22 protein-coding genes are annotated in these 24,011 nt (G+C 61.8%); 6 read left to right on the plus strand and 16 right to left on the minus strand.

Going from position 1 to position 24,011, the window contains the following annotated elements:
• Window positions 1–104 precede the first annotated feature (104 nt).
• Window positions 105–527: a hypothetical protein gene (locus QMG80_RS21380; RefSeq protein WP_085773979.1), complete on the minus strand. Its 423-nt coding sequence runs from the start codon at window positions 525–527 to the stop codon at window positions 105–107.
• Window positions 520–1,206, minus strand: coding sequence for a nucleotide-binding protein (locus QMG80_RS21385; protein WP_085773978.1), 687 nt, complete (start codon window positions 1,204–1,206; stop codon window positions 520–522). The genes QMG80_RS21380 and QMG80_RS21385 overlap by 8 nt, the downstream gene beginning before the upstream one ends.
• A 1,022-nt stretch (window positions 1,207–2,228) precedes the next feature.
• On the opposite strand from QMG80_RS21385, the gene mobC reads away from it, so the two are divergent.
• Together mobC and QMG80_RS21395 are read left to right on the plus strand one after the other, a co-directional pair.
• On the plus strand, window positions 2,229–2,633 hold the full coding sequence (gene mobC / locus QMG80_RS21390) for a plasmid mobilization relaxosome protein MobC (protein WP_085773976.1): 405 nt from the start codon (window positions 2,229–2,231) through the stop codon (window positions 2,631–2,633).
• Window positions 2,630–5,608, plus strand: a complete 2,979-nt coding sequence (locus QMG80_RS21395; protein ID WP_085773975.1) for an LPD7 domain-containing protein — start codon at window positions 2,630–2,632, stop codon at window positions 5,606–5,608. Before mobC ends, QMG80_RS21395 begins: the two co-directional genes overlap by 4 nt.
• A gap of 308 nt (window positions 5,609–5,916) precedes the next feature.
• Here QMG80_RS21395 and QMG80_RS21400 read toward each other — a convergent pair whose 3' ends face one another.
• From QMG80_RS21400 to QMG80_RS21415, 4 genes are all read right to left on the minus strand, one after another.
• Window positions 5,917–6,615, minus strand: coding sequence for an ImmA/IrrE family metallo-endopeptidase (locus QMG80_RS21400; RefSeq protein ID WP_245300298.1), 699 nt, complete (start codon window positions 6,613–6,615; stop codon window positions 5,917–5,919).
• A gap of 231 nt (window positions 6,616–6,846) precedes the next feature.
• On the minus strand, window positions 6,847–7,347 hold the full coding sequence (locus QMG80_RS21405; protein WP_245300297.1) for a helix-turn-helix domain-containing protein: 501 nt from the start codon (window positions 7,345–7,347) through the stop codon (window positions 6,847–6,849).
• Between the two features lie 5 nt (window positions 7,348–7,352).
• On the minus strand, window positions 7,353–7,973 hold the full coding sequence (locus QMG80_RS21410) for a GNAT family N-acetyltransferase (RefSeq protein ID WP_085773973.1): 621 nt from the start codon (window positions 7,971–7,973) through the stop codon (window positions 7,353–7,355).
• Complete coding sequence (locus QMG80_RS21415) at window positions 7,970–8,182, minus strand: transcriptional regulator (RefSeq protein WP_085773972.1); 213 nt, start codon at window positions 8,180–8,182, stop codon at window positions 7,970–7,972. Before QMG80_RS21415 ends, QMG80_RS21410 begins: the two co-directional genes overlap by 4 nt.
• Window positions 8,183–8,341: 159 nt before the next feature.
• On the opposite strand from QMG80_RS21415, the gene QMG80_RS21420 reads away from it, so the two are divergent.
• From QMG80_RS21420 to QMG80_RS21435, 4 genes are read left to right on the plus strand one after another with little or no spacing between them, the layout of a single operon-like run.
• Window positions 8,342–9,307 carry a CBASS oligonucleotide cyclase gene (locus tag QMG80_RS21420; RefSeq protein ID WP_085773971.1) on the plus strand — a complete coding sequence of 322 codons (966 nt, stop codon included), beginning with the start codon at window positions 8,342–8,344 and terminating at the stop codon, window positions 9,305–9,307.
• Between the two features lie 9 nt (window positions 9,308–9,316).
• Window positions 9,317–9,832 (plus strand): HORMA-1 domain-containing protein, encoded by a 516-nt coding sequence (locus QMG80_RS21425; RefSeq protein WP_085773970.1) that lies wholly within the window; start codon window positions 9,317–9,319, stop codon window positions 9,830–9,832.
• Window positions 9,832–10,779: an AAA family ATPase gene (locus tag QMG80_RS21430; protein ID WP_085773969.1), complete on the plus strand. Its 948-nt coding sequence runs from the start codon at window positions 9,832–9,834 to the stop codon at window positions 10,777–10,779. Before QMG80_RS21425 ends, QMG80_RS21430 begins: the two co-directional genes overlap by 1 nt.
• Window positions 10,780–10,789: 10 nt before the next feature.
• Entirely contained in the window at window positions 10,790–12,322 is a 1,533-nt protein-coding gene (locus QMG80_RS21435) for an SAVED domain-containing protein (protein ID WP_085773968.1), read from the plus strand.
• A gap of 209 nt (window positions 12,323–12,531) precedes the next feature.
• On the opposite strand, the gene QMG80_RS21440 is transcribed toward QMG80_RS21435, so the two are convergent.
• The 10 genes from QMG80_RS21440 to QMG80_RS21485 form a co-directional block, all read right to left on the minus strand.
• Window positions 12,532–14,922, minus strand: a complete 2,391-nt coding sequence (locus QMG80_RS21440; RefSeq protein WP_245300311.1) for a type IV secretory system conjugative DNA transfer family protein — start codon at window positions 14,920–14,922, stop codon at window positions 12,532–12,534.
• 8 nt (window positions 14,923–14,930) lie between these two features.
• Window positions 14,931–15,935: a P-type DNA transfer ATPase VirB11 gene (virB11, locus tag QMG80_RS21445; RefSeq protein ID WP_085773966.1), complete on the minus strand. Its 1,005-nt coding sequence runs from the start codon at window positions 15,933–15,935 to the stop codon at window positions 14,931–14,933.
• A complete protein-coding gene (gene virB10, locus QMG80_RS21450) occupies window positions 15,883–17,229 on the minus strand; it encodes a type IV secretion system protein VirB10 (protein ID WP_085773965.1) in 1,347 nt (448 codons plus the stop codon). The genes virB11 and virB10 overlap by 53 nt, the downstream gene beginning before the upstream one ends.
• Before the next feature lie 12 nt (window positions 17,230–17,241).
• A complete protein-coding gene (locus QMG80_RS21455) occupies window positions 17,242–18,111 on the minus strand; it encodes a TrbG/VirB9 family P-type conjugative transfer protein (protein ID WP_085773964.1) in 870 nt (289 codons plus the stop codon).
• On the minus strand, window positions 18,108–18,857 hold the full coding sequence (locus tag QMG80_RS21460; RefSeq protein WP_085773963.1) for a VirB8 family type IV secretion system protein: 750 nt from the start codon (window positions 18,855–18,857) through the stop codon (window positions 18,108–18,110). The genes QMG80_RS21455 and QMG80_RS21460 overlap by 4 nt, the downstream gene beginning before the upstream one ends.
• An 11-nt stretch (window positions 18,858–18,868) precedes the next feature.
• The gene (locus QMG80_RS21465; RefSeq protein WP_158658934.1) at window positions 18,869–19,933 is read right to left on the minus strand and encodes a TrbL/VirB6 family protein; all 1,065 of its coding nucleotides are present in this window, start codon (window positions 19,931–19,933) and stop codon (window positions 18,869–18,871) included.
• Between the two features lie 19 nt (window positions 19,934–19,952).
• On the minus strand, window positions 19,953–20,132 hold the full coding sequence (locus tag QMG80_RS21470) for a hypothetical protein (protein WP_158658933.1): 180 nt from the start codon (window positions 20,130–20,132) through the stop codon (window positions 19,953–19,955).
• Between the two features lie 12 nt (window positions 20,133–20,144).
• Window positions 20,145–20,867, minus strand: coding sequence for a type IV secretion system protein (locus QMG80_RS21475; RefSeq protein ID WP_085773961.1), 723 nt, complete (start codon window positions 20,865–20,867; stop codon window positions 20,145–20,147).
• 65 nt (window positions 20,868–20,932) lie between these two features.
• The gene (locus tag QMG80_RS21480; protein ID WP_085773960.1) at window positions 20,933–21,583 is read right to left on the minus strand and encodes a hypothetical protein; all 651 of its coding nucleotides are present in this window, start codon (window positions 21,581–21,583) and stop codon (window positions 20,933–20,935) included.
• Window positions 21,573–24,008 (minus strand): VirB4 family type IV secretion/conjugal transfer ATPase, encoded by a 2,436-nt coding sequence (locus QMG80_RS21485; RefSeq protein WP_085773959.1) that lies wholly within the window; start codon window positions 24,006–24,008, stop codon window positions 21,573–21,575. Before QMG80_RS21485 ends, QMG80_RS21480 begins: the two co-directional genes overlap by 11 nt.
• Window positions 24,009–24,011: the final 3 nt, after the last annotated feature.

Here is a 24,011-nt window from a genome sequence, read left to right on the forward strand (position 1 = left end):
CAGGCTCGCGTGAGATCCTCCCGCTCTCCAAGCTTTTCGGTTCGTTCGACGCTCTGCAACATAATAATTGCCTTCGACTCGCCGCGGGCAGGCACAACGCCGCTTCAAGTTCCGCTATGGGCGCCGATATATTCGCCCACGCCCAAGAGTCCCGCGCCGACGAGCATCCCGACGACGAGCCATTGAATCATTTGCCGCCGCGCGACATCCCTCGCCACCTCTCTTGCCGTCGTCGCGATCGCCTTCGCCAAGTCCGCTTTCGCTGACTCGGCGCCTGCTCGGATCGTGGCCTCCGCCGCCGTTCGCGTCTCCGCGAGTACGCGATTCGCTTCCGCCGCAATCGCCTTCGGAAATTGCCGATACAGCCCCTCGTAGTACTGGAGAGCGAAGATCACGAGCCAAAGCGCATCATTTTCGCGCAGACCCAGCTCCGCTTGAACCCGCCGCAGCTGGACGCGCTCGCGCTCGGTCGCGGCGCGCCCCAGCATGCGCTCGAAGCTCGACAGCGGCGTAGTCGCCTCATCCATTATCGACGACTGGCGCGAACACCTTGCTGACCTCTTCGAGCCAGCGGCGCAGCTCGGCGCGATTGCCAATTGGCATCGTTTGCCAGGCGCGCGCGATGCTCAGACGATTGCTGTAGAGATCGTCGCTCACGCGATCGGCCATGTCGGGAAACAGCAGCGAACGCCCGCCCTGCTTCTCGACTGAGGTTTTCACGTCGGAGCTGTTATAGAGCTCGAATTTCGCATCCGCGCCGAAGTAGCCGTTCTTCAGGACGTGCACCGTCGAATTCGGGATCGCGTCGATATAGTCCTGCAGCAGCTCGAGACTGTCGCGCTGACGATTGATGACCCAGAGCGTCACCAATTCGCGCTCCAGCTCCTCCAGCGACTGGCTTAGGGTCCGACCGTAAGCCGCGACGCCTACGTTGTTGCGCGCCGCCGTGTTGACGACGACGTTGCTTCCTTTGTACTCGTCGCAGATGTTCACGAAGCGGATCCATCCGTCCGCCTCGTCCAGATTCACGAGCTCGCAGACGACCTCGTTCTCATACGACTTGAACACGTCCGGGTTCGATGTGTCCGCGTCGATGACGAAAACCTCCTCACCTCTTTGGGTCAGATTGTGAACGAGACCCATGGTGACGAGCGATTTGCCTACCCCTCCCTTGCTTCCGCCGACCACATATATTGCCTTGCTCATCGAGTGTGCTCCTAAATTCGTTCTCGGTCTCGCCGGATTGGGAAGGACGACGCGCGTGGCGCGGCCGGCTCCGGCGACCCCCTGGGCATCGTCGCGTCAATCGTGGAAGGGAATGGGCTCGGCATTGGAGGCACGGGACGAGTTGCGCCGCCCACTGTTCCCTTTGCGGCGTTCGCCCGCGCCATCTCTGGCGGCATGGAAAGCCGTCCGGCTTCTGACGGCGCAGGCTCGCCGCTCGCGTTCGCCGCCGCCTTCCGATCCTTCTCTCTCCCCTTACGTTTCGCGCCGAGATGGCGGCTTAGGGTCGAGAGGGAGACAGCCAGCCCATCGGCGGCGAGCATCTGTTGTATGTCCTTGTAAGAGAGGTTCTTTTCCTCAGCGACCTTCGCGATCTCGTCGCGCATGGACCGCAGCAGGGGGGCGACACGTGGGGCGCGTTCCCTTTTCGGGGCGGATTGCAACCGCTGCTTTAGGCGCTCTTGACGATCCTCGAAGTCCATGCGCGCAAAATATTATAAAATGGCGAGCGTCGCAACGCCGCGCTTGGCTAGGCGGACAGGGATCGAGTGGAACTGGATGCAATTGCGTGAAAAGCCTGAAACTCGCGGCAACGGGAGTGAAAATGGCGGGCAAAAGCGTGCAATGGGTGGAAATTGAGCAGGATTGCGCGGTTTTGGGTGAATATCCGCGTAGATACGAATGAAAAGAGGCGCAAATTGAACGAAACGAGGCGCAATACGCTGCAAGTACGCGCATTAGCGATGCAGTATCAGCGGTATTCAGATGAAATAAGAGCAAAACGAATAAAATCCGATCGAAACAGTGTATCAAGTTGAAATGGCCTGAAACTGAGAGATAGTGTATGCAATTGAGATGAATTGAGCTGACGTAAGCTTTTTCTCTATTGGCAGGATACCGAAAATGTAGCACATTTTCTTGTGTGCCCTTGCCGGGCGGGCTTTTCAATAGGTCCGGCAGTTTGGCTTAAAGCCAAACCGGACCCTCGCGGCAGAGCTGAGGACATGACGGACAGACAACCGGGTTCCCGTCGCAAGGCCGTGACGCGCAGCGTCCGTATGTCCGAGGAAGAACACGCGCTCTTCGGGGAGTTTTGCCAATCCTTGGACGTGACGCCGAGCGAAGCCTTGCGGCGCCTGGCGCGATCCGCAGCTCTTTTGGGCCCGTCGTTCACCGGTGAGGCCCGCGCGGAAGTCGTTGCGCTCACCAGGCAAATGCGCGCCATCGGCAACAATCTCAACCAGGCCGTTCATCACATGAACGCGGGCCACGTGATCCAGAGCGAAGACATGAGGGGGCACCTGGAGGCCGTCAGCCGCGCGATCGGCGAGCTCGATCGGCTCTATCGTTCGCTCTGCGTCAAATCCTATCGACGAACTGAAGCCGCCGTCGCTGGGCGCTCGAAATGATCAATCTTGCCGCCTATGACCTTCGCCCGTTGTCCGAGAGCTTGCGTTGCATCAGAGGCTCAAAAGATTTTCGCGAGCGACAGGCGCTGCTCGAGGCCGTGGACTCTGGGGCGCTTCTGGAAGCGGCGCGCCCCTCCCCTGCCCCGTCGTCACAACTGGCGCGAGCCCCCGCGACGGGCCTGCCCTACTCCGGGCCGCGCGCTCCCTCGCGCGGCGCTGACGAAATCAAAGAAGACGAATGGGCCATGCGGCGGCCGGGAAGCAGCCGCGGCGGCGGACCCGGGGCTCGTCCCGCGCCAAGCGCTCGTTCGGGAGGCGGAGCCTCTGCCGGCGGCTCCGCGGTTCTCTCCTCTCCGCCCTCCGGCGTCTCTCCCTCGATCACTGCGAAGGCCGGCCTCGCGGCCGGCGCGCAAGCCGCCGTCGTGAAGCTGGCGAGCTACGGCTCGGGAAGCGCGCGCGCCGCCGCTCTCCTCAATTACCAGAGCGATAAGGGCCAGCTCACGCTGGAGCGTGAGGATGGAACGCTCGTCACGGGCAAGGCCGCCGTCGACGATCTCGCTGCTCATTGGCGCGATGACGACGCGCGCCAGCCCTCCAACGACGTTTTTCGCGTCACACTAACTTTCGAGGGCGGTCTCAGTCCTGAGGAAGCTCGTGCGGGGCTCGCGGTCGCCCTCGATGGCCATCGCTATGCCTGGAGGATTGAGGAGCGCGCCGAAGCGACCGCGATCCATCTCGTCACTCTAGCCGCAGGCGCACGCAGAGACGAATATGGAAAGAAGGAGCGCATCTACGCAAACGAGAAATCGATCAATCGCTTCCATGACAAGATCGAGGACGCCTTCGGCCGCGACGTGGATCTCTCAGCGCCGCTTTGGGCGCATGGCGTCGAGGGGGCGACGACGCAACTCGCTGCGCTCGCCAAGGCGGGCGCGCTTCCTGTCGAGACCGACGCTCGCCTAAGCCTGGAGGAAGCGGCCGATCGTCACTTCGCCAAGCAGCCGAGCAACGCTAATCGCTCTAAACCTGCAAAGTTCAACCCCGCGCTGGAGATCGCCAAGACCTGGCGCCCCACCATGAGATCGAGCAGCCCGCGGGATTTCGCGCATGTGATCTTGAGCGCGAAGCCGGGGACCGACAAGGAGGCTTTCATGGACGCCGCGCGGGCGACGCTCGCGCATGAGTTCAAGGGACATGAGTATGTATTCGTCATGCACACCAACAGGCAACACATTCATGTCCATGCCGCCGTCAGGCTCACTAGCGCCGCGGGCGAAAAGCTGCATCCGGGAATCCAGGATTTCAACCGGTGGCGCCAGACGCTCGCCGACGAAGCGCGTGAACGTCATATCCCCATGGAGGCCGTTCGCCGCTTCGATCAGGCTCACGCGCCCGGCTATAACCTCAAGGACGCGAAGATGGTCGAACGCGGCATCGCGCCCGAGAGCGTCCGGCGCCGCGTCGAGCGAGTCAAAACCCGCGAAATTCATCGGCCCACGCGCGAGGAAGGCCGTCGCCGGGCTACTGATGCGGCCTCGGAGTGGAAGTCGTTGGCGGCGCGCCAGGCCGTCGTCCTTCCGCCGCTCGCGGCGGGCGCAATGCGGCTCTATCGCGCCGAGACCGTGAACCACGGCTCTCATCGCGCGCCGCTCTTTTCCGTCGATCGCGCGCTTGCGGAGTCTTACGCCGCAAAGGGCCAACCTTCGAGGCTCGTTTACTTGGACGTCCCGGCCGATCGGATTTCGGAGCTTCGTCCGTCGCGCCAGCAGCCGGCTAAAGTCTTCGTCGTTCCGCCTGCCCTCAGCTCACTGCGCGAGCCGGTGAGCGGAATCGAAGAAACCGCCATCTTGCCGTTCCAACGCCGCGCGGAGGCCGCGCTGACAACGCGCGAAGAGCAGCAACGCAACATACTCTCGGAGGATAAAACCGTGCGAACAGCAGAAACAATGGGCGCCGCCAAACGAAACATGGCCGACGCTATGGCCCGTCTTGGCGACTATCTCCCCGATGGAGCCGTCAAGGACGACCTTCTGCGTCGCTCGCGCGATATTCTTGATCGCGCCGAGGCTGCCACGAAGGAGCAAGGACGACTGGACCGAAACCCTGGACAGATCGAGGGTGACCGCTTCGTCGAACCTGAGCCGCGGAACGTCGGCGCCCTGTTCACCAACGAGAAAAAAGGAACGGAGATCCATTACAACCGCCACGATCGTGAAAGCGGCGCGTTCCAGACTCTCGCGTTCATAGACAGCGGCAAACAGCTAGACGTTCGCGACTGGAGCAACAGAGAGAGCGTCAACGCGGCTCTGAGGCTCGCTTCTCAAAAATGGGACACGCTAAGCGTCAGCGGAAGCGACGAATACAAGGAAACGGCCGCCCGACTTGCGGCTGAGCACGGCTACAAAATCACGAACCCGGAATTGCAAGACCGCATTCGCGAACTGCGCGCCGAGATCGAAGCGCAACGAGCAACCGTGACTGAGGGGAAGGAACAGCCCGGAACCAGACAGACGGATGCGCATGTGAAATCTGTCCCGCTTTCCGAGGCGGAACGTCAACGGCCTGCCGACCAGCCAACCCTCAACACGACGCCAGCCGAGCGGGCGATCGAGCTCAACAGCGTCCGCGAGCGGGTCGACGTCGAGGCCGAGCGCGAAACCCGCCAAGCGGCGCGCGCGAAGCAAGCTCACGAGAGCAACGCCGCCGCCGGAACCAAAGGGACGCCTTACCGTGCTCCCGAGGAGGCTCGTGCGGCTCGCGAGGCGGAACGGGCGATAGACAACAGTTCCACTCGGGAGATCCCGGGAGACCAAGCCCAAAGCGAGGCCATCAAGGCCCTTCGCTTCGAGCAGCGGCGCGTGCTCGATCAAGCCAGCCGCGACGAGCAAAGACGCATAGACGCAGAGAACGCTGAGCGGTTTCGCCAGGAAGAGCGTCGTCAGGATCGAGACGAAGCCGAAGGCGAAACGAGGTAGCTGTTAACTCGCCTTACGTCGGTCGAGGCCACGGAACGCGCTTGCAAACGTCATAGAATTGCCTGGACCGCAGCCGTGCGCACGCTTTTGCGTGGGCCTATTCGGGGATGAGAGTAATCCTCGGCTCCGCTGAGGAAAGGACCTAGATGTTGCAGAAGGGTCTGCACAGCAAAGTGCCACGTTCGCTTTATCTCTGCCGTTCGGGAAGGCGACCCAATGACCCTTAGTCTGGAAGGTCTGCTTTCAGGCACGACTATCATGGCTCCATCCGCCATTTTGGTATTCCAGTCAGCCGTGTCGGGTTGACTTCACCTAAGTGACGCAACAGCTTTGGGATTAGCGTAGGGCTTCATCCAGCATCCGAGCGTGAGCGCCTCGTGCCTATTAAAGAACGTTTCGAAGTTAAACAGATGCGGATCGCCGTTGCGATCCGACAAGACGACCTCGCTCTGACCGAGGCTTCCACCGCTCTGCGCTCCGCAGTAGCCGACGATCGCTGCAAAAAGCTCCCTTTCCTTCAAAGCGCCGAAGCGCTCTCGGAACATTGGCGACTCCACGCAATAGCGGCACGGATTAGCTGCGTCGAAATCGGGCTTCCGCCGCGTTGGGTGCGGGTGTCCCGTGACCAGGGCAACAATTGGCCGGCCGCCATGCGCTTGCTCGACGAAACGCCAGAGAGTGGACGTCATGGTGTTGCCGAAGCCCTTGCTCAGGCCTTTGACCAGGGCTAGGCTCGGCGCGGAACCGATGGCCTCTGCGAGGAAGCGATCAGCGAGGAAAAGCAGTTGGCCCGCAGCAAAGTTCGCTTCGGCCTCCATGATCTGATGGCAGGCCGGTGTAAGGGTCTGCTCGGTGTCTCCCAGAATCATCCCGGCGTGCCATGGGATGATGTCGTGACCGATTTCATGCGCTTCGTTCCAGCGATGTTTGAGGGGCGGCAGATCCTTGTCGAGAAGGATCCGTTTCTGATCGGGGAGATAGAGCGCCTTGAGGCTGAGATTGCGCACGGCGTCGCCAAGAAGAGTCGGACGCAGAAGAACCTGGAGGCCGGCGACCTTCATGCGCGAGAAGGTCTCGCGCAGAAGGTTATCATCGGTCGTGCTGTAATAGCCTCGGTCAAGCTTGAGTAAATCGCGAATGACACGCAGGTCGATCGGCAGGGTTGCCCAAACCCCGCAGGATTTTGGCAACCTGTCCGTCGATATCAGCGATCGTGCGATGGCCGAGACTGACGTTTCTCACTTCACTCGTTTTGGTTCCTGCTCGCTCAGGACGGCAATGAACGCCTCGAGAGCCGAGCTTTCTTCCGGCGTGAGTTTTTGCACGGACTCTGAACGTGCGGCGAATCGTATGGCTTCCTGTCGAAAGCCCAAATCGTTCGCCGTTGCCAATCCGGCAAGCTGCATCAATCTCCGCTGCGGCACCTCGAAGGTCTCCGCCAACTTAAACACCGTCCGTGGCTCTGGAACGTAGTGGACGTCGTCCTCGATCACGAGCAACTCGCTTGCATCAAGATCGGCCGCTTGAGCCAGTTGCTCCATCGAAAAGCCGCGACGGCGGCGCATCAAGTTCACGAACTTGCCGAAGGCGATGCGGGTTTCTTCGACCGCCGCGATCTGCGCGCCTGATGGGCGCTCATCCGGTGCCGGGTCGAACGCGAGCAGGCCGGCGCCGATGACGGCGTCGCCTTCACGGCGAGCTCGAGCCATCCACCAATCTTTGCTGCGTTCAAGTTTCATGGTTCTCACTCCTCTTCGAGGAACGCACGAGCCTGCTCGACTGTCATCTCGAAGTATCTCAGGCTCTGATATGTCGAGTCCTGTCCAAGGTCGGTCATCGGGATCTTGCGGTAGAAATCATCAGCCTGGGGTAGCGAATGCAGCCCCAACCGACCCTTGAATCCCTCTTCGACACTCAATGCCACGGCGGCAGTGATCAGTGCCGAACCGACGCCGCGCAGCCGCGGCGCAGCCCCAAGCTCGGGCCGGTTCCACGGCGCAACTTCAAGATAGTCAAGGTAGACCAGCGGTTTGCCAACCTGACCCGGTTCCCGGCTAGATTTCGTCAGGTCGACCTGCGCCAAGCCTTGCGTCTCCCCTTGAGCGACGACGCAGAACCCCCGAAAAGCCAACAGTCCGCGCACCCGGGCCGTTTTCTCCGCCCAATTCCAGTGCCAGCTTTGAGGCCACTGTGACATAGGCACGCCCTTGCGGGCGAGGTTCTGCAGCACTGCGAGCAGAGCTGGCTGCCACCTCGTCTGCCAATCGTCGAGCTGCGCCTGCTCGATCGCGTCACGCAGCTCGGCTTCGACACTCTCCCCGGTCGCGGCGTCGAGAAGATAGATCGGGGAGACATCGACCGTCATAGAAGCATCAGCTCCGCCTTCTCCTTCGTCGCCTCGTTCTCGAACAGGAGTTTCTCTCCCTTTTCGACCCGAGCATCGATTGTCTGATAGAGGCGGAGGGCCTGCCGGAGCACGGCGGTCTTTGTGAGGTCCTTCCGAATCGATAGCTCGTCCAGAACCCGCATCTCGGCGTCGGTGAGGTTCAGCGTCATTGTTCGCTTCGCCGTCATCTCATCCTCCGTCGTTGAGCACAGCATATAGAGAATCCACAGGATTCTGTCAACATCTAACAGCTAAATTATAGCCCTTGAATAGCTAAAAAATAGCTATTATATGTGCAGCCAGCAGAGTCGCCGTCCATCCGGTCGCCGACGGCAGGAGATTGGTCAATGGGTCGGCAGCACGTCGGGCATTCCGAAATTGCCGCCTTCGCGCAGGAAAAAGTGAACCTGCCGAAGGACAAGGCGGATGAGTATCGGGCGCAGGCCCGGCGCCTTCGCGAGAAGCTGGAGGGCTATTTGAGGGAACATCCGGACTTCACGTTGAAGAAGATGTTGCTCTCGGGCAGTCTCGCGAAGGGCACGGCGCTCCGCTCCCTCAACGACATCGATGTCGCATGCTATGTCAGCGGCGCCGACGCGCCTGAGGATGTGCGGGCCCTACTGGACTATCTGGCCGAGCGGCTTCGCAAGGCGTTTCCAAACTTCAGCCCTGACCAGGTACAGCCGCAGACCTATTCCGTCACGGTCTCCTTCCGCGGGACGGGCCTCGACGTGGACGTGGTCCCTATTCTCTATGACGGCGACCCAGAGTGGTACGGGAACCTCGTCAGCCAGGACGACGGCTCATTCCTGAAGACGAGCATTGCTCTCCATCTGGATTTTGCGGCTAAGCGCAAGCGCACCCAGGAAAAGCACTTCGCGCAGGTGGTTCGGCTTGCGAAGTTCTGGGCTAGGCGCATGAAGCAGGAGCGCGACGGCTTCCGCTTCAAATCCTTCATGATCGAGATGGTCCTCGCCAAGCTGTGCGACGACGGCTTGGATTTCTCCGACTACCCGGAGACGCTTCAGCAATTCTTCACGTATATCGCCCGCACTGACTTCCGTGAGCGGATCGTGTTCGCCGACTATTATCCAGCCTCGTCGGTGGGCGCCTTCTCCGAGGCGGTGCAGATCATCGATCCGGTGAACGCCAGCAATAACGTCGCCAAGCTCTACACTGCGGCCAACGCGGACGCGATCGTTGACGCCGCACTCGATGGTGGTGACGCAATCGACGCGGCGCTTGCAGCTCCCACCAAGCAATTGACCGTCGCCTATTGGCAGAAGGTCTTTGGCTCCTCCTTCCAGGCGTGAGGTCGACCCATGTCCTACAGCTTTAGCTACACGGAAAGTTCGACCTTTACGGTTACCCACGCCCGGCATATGGCTGCCAAGGTCGCGACCGACTTGAAGCGCATGCAGCGCTTCTATGGCAGCCCGTCCGACGCAAAGATCGCAGAGTTCGAAGCCGAGGCGACCGAAATGCTTAAGGCCGGCTACCTCGAGTCCGTCACCTACGGCTTCAAGAGGGACGGCAACTGGATCGAGCCGACGTTGCGCTACACTGCTCGTGATCTCGCCGGCGCATCCGCCAATGATGACGATCCTGGTCGCGTCCGTCCCAGAGCGGACATCAGCGGCGCAACCTTCTACAGCTATATGACCTACACCTCCTCTTGGTTTCAACTGGCTGAGGCAGAACGCGCCGCCTTCGAGCGAAGCCTTCCGTTCGTACGTAGCGGAGCGCCGGAACCTGGGATCGCTGGCTATCTCGCCAATGACCGCACCTATTCATCCGGAGGTCGAGCCCTCGACCGTGCCAGCGTCCGGAGCTTCTGATGAACAACAAGCCCACCTTGGATGAGCTCTTCGAGCGCCGCATCACCTATCCAGACGTCGAGCCCCAATCGCGGCTCTCCCGTCTCGTTGGACTCGACGATCAGAAAAGCCGTCTCGCCAAGATTCTCGGTCTACTGGTCAACCCGGGAGGGCTGACCGATTGGGCTCAGCGGCACCATCCTGGCGCACAGGCACTCCTCGAGACCATGCTCCAACGTCCTCCGTTAGTGGTGCTTGCCGGCGATGTCGGCTCCGGCAAAACGGAACTCGCCGAAACAATCGGTGATGCGGTCGCGCGGCAGGAAAAGATCGACATTACCCTGCTGCCACTGAGCCTTTCGACGCGTGGTCAGGGGCGTGTCGGCGAAATGACACAGCTCCTCTCCGCCGCCTTCGACTACACGGTGGCCGAGGCGACCCGGCTGAAGTCCGCCTCCGGCAAGGCCCGTGGAGCAGTGATCCTTCTCGTCGATGAGGCTGACGCCCTAGCCCAATCACGCGAGGCGGCTCAGATGCACCACGAGGACAGAGCCGGCGTGAACGCATTCATCCGTGGCGTCGACCGCGTTGCCAACGCCAAGCTTCCCGCTGCCGTGCTCATGTGCACGAACCGTCTGAGCGCACTCGACCCGGCGGTCCGGAGGCGTGCGGCCGATGTGCTGAGCTTCGCTCGCCCTAACGAGGAACAGCGCCGATTCGTGTTGTCGAGCCGCTTGGAGTCCATTGGCCTCGGTCGTCATCATATCGACGCCTTGGTCACAGCCACCGGGCCACAGCGGGGCGCTAGGGGCTACGGATTCACCTTCTCGGATTTGACCCAACGACTGCTACCGGCGATCGTCCTGGACGCTTATCCGTCGAGGCCGGTGGATGGCGCGCGAGCCGTCGAACTCGCGCGCAACATCACCCCGACGCCTCCATTCCGGGACGGCGACGCGACGACATGAGAATGCGGTCATGACTCAGGCAGTGACCGTCCGGCGCGACGGCGATACCTTTCAAGCACGCCTCTTCTGGTGGCACGCTGCTCGCCTGCTCGATCCGGAAAGCCCTATCATACGAATCGGCTTCGAGACCGGGCCAAAGGGTTTTGATGATATCTGGGTCGAGTACGACCCGGCACGCGGCGCGCTCGACCAATATGGCGACCCGCTGCGGCGCGAGCATATGCAATGCAAATGGCATGTGACGCCAGACAGCTATGGGTACGCGCATCTCGTCGATCCGGAATTTATCAACGCCAATGCGCGCTCTCTCCTGCAGCGGGCACGTGAAGCCCAGCTCACCTATGCCCCTGAGGGGGGCGGTGTTCGGTTCAAACTGGTGACTAATTGGCGGTTAGATCGCAAGGATCCGTTGCGCGAGATGGTCGGCAGCCGCTCCGGCGCCATACGGCTCGAGCGGCTCTACGGCTCGACGACGGACAACAGCAAGGCTGGAGCGGTGCGAAAGGCCTGGCGGGAGCACCTTGGCATCGACGAAACGGAGCTTCGGCGCCTCGCTCGGACGCTCGCCTTCGGTGAAGCGGCTGATACTCTCGATGGGCTGCGTGATCACCTCGACATCCTATTCGGCTTGGTAGGGCTGCGTCGGATACCGGCGAACCAGAGTGCCTTTTCGTATGATGATCTCGTCTTTCAATGGATGGCGCAAGGCCGGCTCGAGTTCGATCGCTCTGGCTTTAGATCAATTTGCACGCGTGAGGGTTTGCTCGGGTCGGCCGAAGGCGGGCCGCGAGTCTTTGGCGTGAAGTCCTTCGAGCACGCATTCGACCGGCTAGAGGAGCGCTGCCATGCGGTCCTCGACCTAATTCCAGCATTCGATGAGCGTTACATTCGTAGCGAGGAAGATTGGGAAGCGAAGCTCTACCCCGCGCTCCGCACATTTCTCCAAAAGGCCGCCAAGGATCACCCTCGGTTGAGACTCGCACTCGACGCTCACGTCACACTTGCATTTGCCGCAGGTTCCATCCTCAACATCAAGTCCGGTCGCCAGGTCGAACTAGAGCAGCGGAGCACGGGCCGACGCATTTGGGCCCCGGATGATATGATCTCCAATCCAAGCTGGCCGACGTTGATCGCTGAAACCATAAAGCTTCGTCCAGACCAGCCCGACCTCGCTGTCGCGCTCGGCCTAACGCATGATGTTTCCGCGGACGTTCGTCGGTATTGCGACGCCAAGCTTCCTAATGTGGGTCGATTGCTAATTCTAAATCCGAGCACTGGCTCCGCTGCCCAGTCGGTCGCTTGCGGCCGACACGCATTCGATCTCGCTGATGCTGCGACCAGCGCGGTTCGCGCAGCAAGGGCCGATGGTGCGGGCCTCATGCACCTGTTCATCGCCGCGCCCAACGCTTTCACCTTCTTTCTCGGCCAGCGCCAGACGGTCCTCGGCCCTGTCCGCCTGTACGAGTTCGATTTCGATGGCGGGCGAGATCGGTCTTATACGCCAGCGCTCACATTGCCCCTGCCGACGCCTTCGTGCCAGTAGGAGCTGAGATTTAACAGGATTATGTCAAGCAACAGTTGAGCGTCCACTCTCAGGCAGCCAGTTAACTTTTGCTCCTGGCGCATCTGTGCCCTTCGGCTTCCCAAGCTGACAACCTCCGATCTCGTTAGCCATTGCCTGAAGCGCGAGACGCGAAGCCAGGTCGGTTGCTCGCGCTTCGCGGTGCAATCGTGTGATCGTCACCCGTCGCATTATACGTTTAGGAGTTCACCTAGATCATCCGGCGTGTCTTGGAAAAGCGCCGACGCGGCTTCGAACCGCGCCGCGTCGGATTCGAACTCTGCCCGCTTCTGTCCCGCGAAAGTCGACGCGACCGCCGCCTTCAAATCCTCTACCCATTCCGCAGCTTCGGCGCTCACGCCTGCGACGAGCGCGACCATATCCGCAGATTCGGGCGCCTTCTCCACTTCGCCGCAACCGGCGCTCTCCACGGTGACGGGCGGGGGCAGTGGCGTAATATCAGCGGGAGGAAGCACAGGCACTGCGGGCCCTAAATCGGCAGAGCCAAGTCCGTGAGTCGAAACACCCGCCCTTTCGGCTCTGTCCGCATTGAGAAGATTTCGGGCGGCGATAATTTCGGCGCGCAGCGATTTCGTCAGAACGTCCGGCCGGGTGGCGCGTCGGATCGAGAAGCCGCACGGCTTCTTCAAGATCCCGATCGACTGAGGTTCGGTTCGAAGCTCTTTGCAGAGCGCAGCGATCGACCCGTTGCTCGCTTCGTTCATTGCCGCGACGAAAGCTGCGCGGAAGGGCTCGTCGTCAACGAAGATTTCCTCAGCAGCGACCATCACGCGCGCCAACGCCGCGTCATGTTTCGCTCCAAGCGCAGGCACCGCAATTGTCCCGCTCGGATCAGTCGACCAGTCCCGAGATGGCCGCTCCGCTCCAACTTCCGGCACGCTTAGTTGAGCCCTGAAAGGCGCCGACGCCGCGGCTTTCCGCTTGTATCCGCCATCCGTGAAGAAGTTGACCTTGTCCAAGACAACTGGGTACTGACCGCGAACCAGCAGAACTGACTTTTTGCTGTCCAACCGCCGAAGCGCTTCCGGGGCGATGAGGGGCTCGAGCTCCCAGCGCCCTTGGGTCGTGCGGCTCGCACGAGGCGCCCCGCCGATCAAGCTCCCGCCTCCGACTGAAGTCCCCCATCCTTCGCGGCGAATGTAGTGCTTTCCAATTTCGTCGGAGCAATATTTCGCGGTCGTCTCGTCGCCGACGCCGATCAGGAGCTTCACGTCCATATTGCCGACGAGCATGTCGCGCGTCGGCTTGCCGTAGCGCACGTCCAATTGAGTCAGGCCCTGTGCGATCACCGCAATTTGGAATCCATAGCCCGCGACGAGTGGCGCTCGATCGACAATTTCGGGCATGCGTCCGAATTGGTAAAATTCGTCAAGCATCAGGAGAAGCCTGTGCGGCTCGTCGAGGCCTGGAAGGTTCCTCAGCAACACGTCATGGACTTGCTGCACGAGCAGGCGCACGACCGCTTCGACCGAGCCGAAATTCCCAATCGGAGTTCCGATCAGAATCGTGAGTGGCCTTCGCCTCAAGTCCGCGATGTTGAAGTCGCTGCGGCTTGTAGCGTCATCGACGAGCTTGTTGTTCCATCCATCGAGCGCCGTGACGATGTGCGCCTCGAAGGACAAGCGCTGCTTTTCCTCGCGGCCAATGTGCTGCCGAAATTTGTCTGCGACGAACTCGTTCAGATCCGGCTCGGCGAGAAGAATATCGGCCATGACGGCCGCGAGGCTCCGACCGCGGCTCATCATCTTGAGCGCGGACTTTATCGTCCGCTGCCCGCGCATCGTGTCGCTGTCGATTACATAGCCCAGGAGGCCGGCGAAGAGGCCTCTGGCGGTTTCCGCCCAATAAGAATCTCCGGTCGCCGGCGTCGGAATGAGGCTCCGGGCAATGTTCGCGACGTCGGTTGCTCGTTCGGGCCAAGGCGCGACGAGATCGAGGGGATTCCAACAATGCGACTCGGCGGAACCGGGGGAGAACAAAAACACCCGCTGGCCCATGGCCGCCCGCGCGGCGCCAACCTCGGCCCACATCTCGCGCTTTATGTCCAAGCCGATCAAGGAGCCGCGCCATTCGAGAGCGTTCGGTAGCACGAAGCCGACACCCTTGCCGGCGCGCGTCGGGCCGTTCACGTAAATGTGGCTTGCGCCGCTGTAGCGGACGTCCTTGCCGTTGAAGCGTCCGAGGAAAATCGAGTAGCCGGGCTCACCATTCAGCAAATCCGCCTTTCGCAGATCGTTCAGCGTCGCAAGCCGCGCGCCCCCTGGGGGAGGCCTGATCGCGCGAAGGCTTTCCACCATCTGCATGGTGACGACGGCGACGACGACGATAGCGATCGTGGCAAGGAGCGTCGCCCGCGCGACCAGATTGTGGACGACCGGATCACCCCACTCGCTTTGAGCGGCGCGCAGGGGCAGCAGCAGCTCAAAGCCCCGCGAGAAGCGCGTCCAGAGCAGCCAGCTGTGCGTGCGCCCGGCGACCGCCAGCGCATAGGAGGCTTCCCAGATAAGGAAGGCGGCCGCCAAGGCGCAGAGCGCGCCGAGGAGATAGAGCAGCCAGCGCATCGACACTCTCAGGCCCTCTCGCCAAAGCCGCGGAAATATATCTCCGCGACGCCGCGCGTCGGCCGCCGCCGCAATTGCACCACCATCGGCACCACCGAGCGGACGTATTCCATGATCTCCGCCTTGCTGAGCTTCAGATCGGATTGCAGCGTCATCAGCGCGAGGCGCTCAAACGCGCCGTAGCAGCTGTCGGCATGAAGCGTCGTCAGAGAGCCGGGATGGCCAGTATTGACGGCCTGGAGGAAGGTCGCCGCCTCGGCGCCGCGGATTTCGCCGAGGAACAGCCGATCGGGCCGCAACCGCAGGCTCGACTCCAGCAACTCCTGGACTGTCACCTGCGCCAGGCCCTGCCCGCCTTTGGAGGCGAGCAGCGACAACCAGTTCAGCTGGGGCGGCTGCAGCTCGCGCGTGTCTTCGATCGAGATCACGCGTTCGGTGTCGGGGACCTCCTTGAGCAGCGCATTCAGAAAGGTCGTCTTGCCCGACGACGTGCCGCCGGAAATAATCATCGTCACGTAGTTCTTGACGGCGAAGCGAAGCGCCTTTTGCACGCCGACCGGGTTCGCTTCCTTTAGCAACTCGGCAAGCTCGGTCTCGATCTCCGGATAGTGGTTGAAGTCCGCCTTGAGCGGTCCCCGCACCTTCACGGTCTCGAAGGCGCCCATTTGCGCGTAGTCGTCCAGGTCGAGATTGGCGATAACCTGCTTGCGGATCGAGAACGCCCCGCCCGAAGGCGCCGCCGGCGCGAGCACCCCCTGAAACCTTTCGCCATGCGGCATCGCCGCCGAAAGGAGCGGCGTCGAGGAGTTCACCGACTGTTGGGTGATCGAGGCCACATGTTCGGCCAGTCGCCGAATGGCCGTCTCGGTCAGTTCGGGAATCTCGAAGCGCTCCATGGCGGGCTTGCCAAGCGCCTCGACCCAAACCTCTCCCGGCCTGTTGACGCAGATCTCGATGACGTCAGGGTTTTGTAACCAAGCCCGAATGGGCTCCGCCGCGTTCCGGAAGAACACCGGCAGGGTCTCCCAAAGCGGGATCTTCGTCGCGCCGCGGACGTCTATTGGGGTGCTTGAGTTCATACAACGCCTCTTTCACAGGGTCGGGATAGAGGTCGGAGAAATCGAGATCGCGCTTCACGAAAACGAGAATTCGCGTGCCCTGATCGACATAGATCGTCGGCGGAATGTGGATCTCGTCTTTCAACGCCTCTTCCGCCATACGCGAGATGGCTTGGCTAGCGGCCTGGGCGCCGATTTGCCGTGCGCTGAGGAGTGTCGAGTTCTGGGTCCCGGCTATGGGAATGAGCTGACCGGTCACCGGATCGAAAGCGTACTGCTGGTTTCCCGGCTGATTTTGATTTTGTCCGAGCGACGCGACGAATTGCGCGCCGCCGCCGGTGAGCGTCAGCAAGGCCGCATTCCCGAACCTGTCGAGAAAATGCTTGTCCACCTCGCCTTCGAGACCCGAGCGACCGAGATTGTCGGTCCCGTAGGATCCAAGCATCAGCGACACGCCATCCGCCCGCAACATGCGCGTCCAGATGATCAAGACCCGCGACTGTCCTCGGACGACGCCGGAGCGATATTCGCCCGTGAGCATCGTTCCCTTAGGGATGAGGACTCGCCGCCCGTCGAAGGAATAGACGTCTTCGCTGACCGAGGCGCGCACATTGCCCGGAAGGTCCGACTGAATGCCTGTCTCCAGGACGCCGCGGATCATGAAGCCCTGGGGGACGAGCGCATCGATGCGATTGTGTTTGACGGCCCGAGCTCGGGTCACGTCGCTTTCGGCGTTACGAAGAAAGCGCCGATTGGAATCTTCATCGTCCTTCTCGACTCCGACCCTCGCGGAAGGATCGACCGACGCCGTTCCTTCCTTTTCATTGATCGCGAGCATGGGCGAACGGAGGCGAGCTTCCAATTTCGCCTCAGTTTCCTTGCGCAGCCGCTCGAGCTCCGCCAGGCGCTGCGCTTCGCCGTCATCCAACTTCGGTTCCATGGCGGGCGTAGGGCTGACCACGACGGCAGGCGGAGGAGCCGGCGGCGCCGGGATCACGAACCTATTGTCTTCGACCTTTGGGGGAGGCCGGTCGAAAGTCGCACCGGGCTGCAGCCGGGCGGTCGCAAAAGATTCCTCGCCGGCGTTCTGCGGCTTCGTTTGCTTCCGAATCGACGCGTACCACATGAGGCCGATGACGATCGCCGCAGCGAGAACGGCGACGCCGCCCAGCATCACATTGGGGTTTGATGACTGGCGCGTAACCGTCTCATGCGCGAGCCGGCCTTCTTCCTCGAAATCAGCAGCCATGATCACGCGCCCCTATTGTTGCGGGAAGATGAGGCTCGGCGCCCAACCGCCCGGAAGTAGGTTCGTCAAGAAGTCGCCATCCGGCGCATGCACCGCCTGGATCTCGGGTTGGACGTCCGTCTCTCGCGTCGTCAGTGGCGGCTCCGCTTCGGCCCGCATGTTGAAGACGCAGGCCGTCAGGGGTCCGTTGCGCATGGTCCACTGACCCGCTGTGCGGTCGACGACGATCATCTCGCCTTCGCGCCGAGAGTTGATGAGCGTCTCCGACCGATCCGGGTTGACGAAGAAAATCCCTGGGACGTCGCCTGAAAACCGGAAGTAGGTTTTCCTCCCATCGTCGAAAACATATTCTGGCTTGACGGTTGCCGAGCCTTTGTAGCTGTAATCGAAGTTTCGGATGCTTGAACGCTCCGCGTTCCGCTTGTTGGGAAAGGCCGCGAGTTCTCGCGCCTTTTCCAAGAGTCGCGCGTCGGCTTCCTCGTCCGGATAGGTGAAGCGCACCTTGAACACGACCCGACGATCATGGCCGCCGCTCGTGCGCAAGATGAAGGAATAAATTCGTTTCCTCGTGGTCACGACGGTCATGTTGGTGACCGCGTCCGGCTCCAGGGGCTTGATGAACAGAAATTGCTTCGACTGGTCGGGGACCGCCTGCCAGCCGACGGTGTCCCCGAGCGCGACGGTGGCGATCTTCTCGTCGTCGCCCAGAACGATGATGGTCGAGACGCCCCGCGTTCCCCAAATCGTGACCACATTGTCCTTCTCGAAGGGAACCGTGCGCAGGCGCGAATCCGCCAGGACCGGCAAGGGCGAGCGTTCGGCGACGGCGGCCGATGAGAAAATGGCGGCGAGCAGGAGGCTCGTAATCAAAACCTTGTTCATTGCGAAGCGCCTCCGGCGAGAGGAGCCACGGTCTCCTGGTCCTTGCGATATTCGATGACCTGGAAGCCCAGCGGATTGTCGAAGCGCCACTCGTTGCGCATCGGCTCCTGGGTGTAGCGGAACCTGACATTCGCCGCCCAATGTTCGATGATCTGCTCTCGCTCATTGGTGCGTGTCGTCATGAAGCGAACGGCCGCGGTCGCCGGCGCCTTGGGGTTGTCCATCCAGCCGTGCGTCAGGAAGTTCACGCTCTTGACGTAGACCTTGATCCGTCCCGTCGCTCCCCAGAGCTTCATCGGATTGTTCGGATTCGTCGCAGAAAACTGGTCGCTAAGCTCCTTGCTCGCGTCGCCGGCCGAAAGCAGCGACGCCAGCTCGAAATTGTCCCGGAGCGCCGGCGGATCGTAGGTCTCGCGAGCGCGGATGAAGCGAACGATGTTCGCCTGAGTCACGGCTTCCCGCTCGGATATCGGTCCGCCACTCTCGAGCGGCCGGGCGACCTCGACATAGCCCGTGGCCTTGTCCACCAGGAGCGTCACGACCTCGATGGACTTTAGGGGAATGAGCATGAAGAGGGCGACGAGAACCGCCACAAGCGCAAGGCCCATCAGGCTCGCGACTACGCGCCAGGCGTTCCTGGAGAGCTCGAGCCGGCGGTAGATGTCGCGCTCCCAGCGCGCGCCATCGTGGTAATAGCTGTCGCTCACGAGCGGCGATCGCCCGCCGGTCTCCACATCATCGGACATGCTGGACGCCCCTATCCCTGTTCGCTGCGAAGTTGAGCCGCGCGGCTCTCAAGGAGAGCGGCGGCCACCTGCTCCGCGCGCGGGTCGTAGCTTGCGCCGCGCTGCACCGTGGCGCCGCCCGGCCCGATCGTGTAACCGCCGCCCGTCGGCGGCGGCAGCGCGGCTTGGCGGTAGCCGCCGTCGAGTCGCCCGTCTCGCCAAGCCCGCCAAGCTCCTTGCGCCCGGCCGGGGACGTCGATGATGTCGCGCAGCGCATAGCCCCCGGCGATCGAGGCCGCGATTTGGAGGGAAAGCGGCAATAGGGCGCTACCGACGCCGCAAAGGATCAGGAATGGCGCGATCACTGTCATTCCCGACGATACGTCCGTGATCGACCCTAGATTGGTGATCGTAGCGTTCATGAGCGTCAGCAGAAATCCGAGGATGCCGTAAACGACGACGGGGACGATCGCGTATTGGGCGCAGGTGCGCAGCCACCCCGTGAAGAGGACCGAGCTGAAGTTGAAGAGGGCCATGGCGATGAACAGCGGCCCGAGCCCCAGCAGGACGAAGAGAGCGATCTTGCCCACGAGCACGAGGCTCACAGCGATCGTGATGAAGACGACGGCGGCGACGAGCAACACGATTGCGAGCAGCGACAGGCCGATCGCGGCGCCCCAGCCGCCCGACGCCGCGACCGTCTTGCCCGCCGTCAGAGCATTGGTGACGAGAGTCGAAAGCGTGGAGGAAACCGAGGTCTCCGGCGTTCCGCAACTCGCGCCGCCGACGGCGGTGCAAACGGCCGTCGCCACGCCGTCGGCGCCTTTAGTGAAGACATTGACGACGATCGAGGAGAAATCGCCCCAGTTAAAAGCCAAGGTGTAGATGACGCCGATGCGGAAAATTCGCCACATAAACGCGCCCGCGGTCAGCGGGGCGCGTCCGTAGATCATTTCATATCCCCAATAGGCCACATAGACCGTCAAAGCTGCGGTGAACACCGGCGCGAGGCTCGACGAGATGGACTGATAAATCTGTTGCACCGCGGATGCTGCGACAGTGTCCACCTTCTGGAATAGCGCCGAGATGATGTCCACAGCTGACAGGCCCTCCTGTTTAGCGATTAACGGGAAGAAGCGGCCCGCAATCGCTCGCCGCGGCATAGGCTCGCCCAAGGGACCACGAGGAGCCGTCGCGCGTGCAGGGCGCCATCAGGTCCTTATGCGCGCAAGCCGAGAGGGCAGTCAGCGCCATGCTGATGGCGACGACGAAAGCGCGTCGAATTCTTTTTCTCATCAGGCCCCTCCCCTACTGTCCAACGAGCGTCGCCTTCGTCGCGTCGAAGGTCCACATGTTGGAAAGCTTCGATTGAGCGGCGAGATCCTGCTGTTGCTGGGCGTTGAGGGAGGCGTTCGTCAGATTGACCGTGCCGATCAGCTCGTTGATCGTCTGACCCGTCTGCGTCTGGATTTGCGAATTCTGATCGATCGAGCCTTTGATGTCGGGCGCGGAGCCAATCTGTCCCGCCGCGCCGCCGAACCCCGAGGATCTCTTGGTTGACGCGGCCTGAGCGCCCGCCACCGCAGCGGTGATGGCGGCGGAGGTGTTCACCGCTCCCGTGTAAGCCAGATCTGTCGTGGCGCTCGCCGAGCTTGCTCCGGTGAGCGTCTTGACGAGATTGAGGCCGTTGATGATCGAGGATGCGAGCGACCCATAGGATCCCAGTCCACCCATGGAGAGGGAGCCGCCGCCGAGCAGCGAGCTCAAATTCGGCGCGCTCGACAGCGAGAAGCCGTCGAGACCGATCGACGAGAGCCCGCCCGTGGAGCGGTTGCCGGTGACCGCCGCGAGGGTCTGATTGACCGTGTTCAGGATCTGCTGGTTGCTGTTCATGATCTGTGCGGTGTTCTGCGCGGTTTGCGAGGCCTGGGTCAGCGTCGCCGCGTCGATCACCGGCATTTGCGCCGATGCCGCAAGGCCAAGGGTCAGCCAGCCCGTAAGCGACAATGAAAGCAGTGGTTTTCTGATCATTGAACCTATTCTCCTCTTGCCTCGCCTCGGGGTCCCGTCGACAACGGGACGACAATCGCGCTGTGTTAGTCGGGGAGCCCGATGAGAGTTGCTTTGCTCGCGTCGAAGGTCAGAGCATTCGCCGCCCGGCTCGCGCCGGCGATCAGGTTCAAGCCCCGCTGATTGAAGAGCTGCGCCGTCAGGCTCGTCACCATGATCGCCTGGTTCCACATCCCCCCGTTGTTGCTGCGGGCGCTGCTGTTTTGGTTCCAGGCGGACTGGGAGAGCGCCAGCGCGCCGATGATCGCGCTGGCGATCTGCGTATTGTTTCTATTCCCCTGAATGCCGTTGGCGACCGCGCCCAAGGCGGCGACCGTCTGCGCCACCGTGTTCAGGTTCAGCGCCGTAACGCTTGTTCCACTTCCGGCCACGGTGGTTTGAACAGCGCTAAGGTCCATGTTGGAGACGACGCCGGTCGAGGGCGCGGTCACATTATTTGCGGAGAGGAGCGCGCCGCCTGCGGAGGGCAATTGGCCCTGCCCCGAGGTCTGTAGGCTTCCCGTGATCCCTTTCGAGGGCTGCAAAGTCCCGTCTTTGTAGACCCGCGCTTTTGTCATGCAATCGGCGATGCTTTTCTCGGTCGCCTCGCGCGCGACATCGATGACGGGCGTTTGGGCAAGCGCTGGTACAACTCCGGCGAGAAAGGAAACCGCGAACGGGAAGAGCCTATGCCGCATGAGAAACCTCCCGCTTTTCCCGCCGCCAATTGCAGAAGATCGGAACCCAGACGCTCGGATCGTCCCCGACGCGCGCGCGCAGCTCCTCGCACTCCTGGACCGTGTCGATGTTCCCGGAGAGCACTTTGACGATGTCGAGCATGTTCGTCAGATCGAGCCGCGCGATGACCGAGTCCTGATCGTGCTTGATAAGGAACTGGCGCGAGTCTGGATGCGTGTCGATCACCCATTCGAACTCGCGCTCGGAAAGTTTAAAGCCCGTCACATGGCTCTCGAAATCGGCTTTGGGATTGGGGAAGAAGATGTTAGTCGGCGTCTGCTCGAGCAGCGTGTGGCCCATGGACGACGCGACAATGTCCTTCGCCGACTGCGTGCCGAAGCCGACGACGCCGTTGAGCTTGCGAATGGTTTTAAGCTTGTCGTTGAGAAACCCAGCGAACTTGTCGTCGGTGAGAATCTTCCAACCTTCGTCGATGAACAGCATCGTCGGATTGCCGTCCATCATCCCCTCGATCCGGTGGAAGATGTAGCCGAGCGCCGCCGTGCGGATATCGTCGTCGTCGAGGACCTTGGTCATGTCGAAGCCGAAGACGCCATTCGACGCCGACCAGGAGTCGCGCTCGTTGTTGAAGAGCCATCCGCGCGCCTTTGTCCAAACGTCGAATCTCGACGCCAGGTCCTCTTGGCCGAGCTTCTCGCTACCCCGCAGCAGATGGGCTACCTCCGCAAAGCGTCGATCCCTGGCGGGGACGGCAAAAATTTGGTCGACCGCGCCCTCGATGATTTTGAGTTGATGCGCGCTGAGGTCCGAGCGGTCCCGCGGACGCACCATGAATTTCAGGAGGTCTTCGAGAAACTTGCGGTCTTCGGGAGAGCCTGCGAGCTGCAACGGATTGAAGCCCGTTGGAACTCCGGGAACGAGCACCTCGTAGCTGCCGCCCATGGCTCGGATGAGCGGATCGGCGCCGCGGTCTTTGTCGAAGAAGGCAACTCGCGGGCGTGGGCTGACCCGCATGGCCTGGCAGAGCAGGAAGCCGAGGCCTACGGTCTTGCCCGAGCCCGTCGGGCCGGTCACCGTGAAATTGCCGACCTGACGCCGATGGAAGTTGAAGTAATAAGGAGTCTGACTCGTCGTCTCCAGGATGGAGATCGCCGGCCCCCAGCGGTTGCCCTCCGCCTTACCGACGGCGAAATTGTGCAGCGAGGCGAAGCCCACGAAATTGCGCGAGGAGATCAGCGAGCGCCGGGCGATATAGGCGAAATTTCCGGGCATTTGAGCCCAGAAGGCGGGCTCCGCGTTCATGTCCTCGCGGACGACGATCGTCCCGAAATTCTGCAGCTCCTGCGTCGCCGCCTGAACGCATTTCTCCATCTCGCGAATGGAGCGGCCCAGCGCACAGACCGTCAGATGGTGGTAGCCGAGGACGGTTTGGCCGGTGACGAGCTCGTTGCGCGCCGTGTTGATCGCGGTCTCGACCTCCGTCCCGGCTTCGTCGGAGGCGGCGATCTGGCGCTCGACCTTGGCCACATGCGACATTACCGGCGCACGGTCTTCGAGCGCAAAGGACTGTGAGACGATCATTTCATGCGGGACGCGCAGCAGCCCATCCAGCATGCCGGCTCCCGTGTAGGCCGGATACTCGCGAATGGAGAGCATCGCGGCGAATCTCGTGTCGCGGTTCGACCCTCCCCTGAATTCGAGGGCCTTCTTGCCGAAGGTGATGCGCTTCGTCGGCAGATAGGCGTCGAGCGCCATGCGCGGCAGCGCCATGTGAAGCGGCGCCCCGCCGTTTAAGAGTTGCGCCAGAAACTCGCCGATCTCTGTGCACACAGTTCCGTGGCGCATCCGGCATCCGAGGATCTGCGCCCCGTAGCTCGCCATCTCCTTGCAGAAATTGCCCACGACGTCGCGGAGTTCTCGCGTGGCCTCCCGCTCGATCTCCTTCTCGTCGACGCCGAGCCCTTTGCGGAAGAAGCTCGTCGCCTTGTCCGCCATGCCGACCTTGCCTTGAAATCCCCGGCGAAGGATTGTCACATAGAGGTCGTTCACGAACATGCGCTTATGCGCCTGGCTCACCATGTAGCGGCGATCGAGCTCGGCGCAGAAGAAGTTGTCGAAGCCCCCGCCGATCTCTGGCACCGCCTCGCGCCGGATGATGTGGGAATAAACGGCGAAGCGGCTGTCGTTCATCGAGCGGATGAGCGTGTTGCGGCTCGAGAGCCGCATGTCGATCTCCGCCTGGTCGGCCGTCTGGAAGCATAAGCCGCCGACCTTCACCACCATGAGGTAGTGGCCTTCCTTCGTCTTCAGCATGTCTTCCTCGACATGCCGAAGATAAGGGACGTGCTTCGAAACCTCGGCCTCGCGGCCGTTCTGTGCTCCGAATTTCAAAGAATTGAGAATATGTGCGGAGAGTTTCGCCACGGC

The sequence above is a fragment of the Methylocystis bryophila genome (genome assembly GCF_027925445.1).
GTDB classification, from domain to species: Bacteria; Pseudomonadota; Alphaproteobacteria; order Rhizobiales; family Beijerinckiaceae; genus Methylocystis; species Methylocystis bryophila.